1 protein-coding gene is annotated in these 519 nt (G+C 57.8%); it reads right to left on the reverse strand.

Going from position 1 to position 519, the window contains the following annotated elements; all coding sequences use genetic code 11:
• Nucleotides 1–437: carbohydrate ABC transporter permease (locus tag H9X80_RS08875; protein WP_204793990.1), on the reverse strand; the 437-nt coding region annotated here is incomplete at its 3' end.
• Nucleotides 438–519 lie beyond the last annotated feature (82 nt).

Below are 519 nucleotides of genomic sequence, written 5' to 3' on the forward strand. Positions count from 1 at the left end.
TTGTACAACTGGATGGTGCCAATAATGGAAAACACTGCGGTCATGATGACTGCGGGGCGCACCATCGGTACCTTGATCTGCCAGGCGGTGCGCCAAGAGCTGGCACCGTCGACATGGGCAGCCTCGAGGATTTCGTTGGGCAGGGCCTTCAGGGCGGAGTAGATGACCACCATGTTGTAGCCCGCAAAGCCCCATGTGATCATGTTCCCTACCGAGATAGGTACTACCGACGGGGCTAACAGGTTGAGGTTCAGACCCATCTTCTGGAACAACGAGGTGAACGGTGACAGCTGCGGCTGGAGCAGGAAGGTCCACATCAAGGCGCTGATCGCACCGGGCACCGCGTAGGGCAGGAAATAGGCCAGCTGGAATCCCTGCCGGGCTTTCACCCTACGGGCGTCCAGCAATAATGCCAGACACACTGAAAACAGCAGCATGAGCGGTACCTGGACCACGCCGATGAGCAATACTCGCCCGATTGACAGCAGAAAGTGGGAATCCTGAAAGGCTGCCGTGTAC

Origin of the sequence: Olsenella profusa (genome assembly GCF_016900315.1) — a bacterium.
GTDB classification, from domain to species: Bacteria; Actinomycetota; Coriobacteriia; order Coriobacteriales; family Atopobiaceae; genus Thermophilibacter; species Thermophilibacter profusus_A.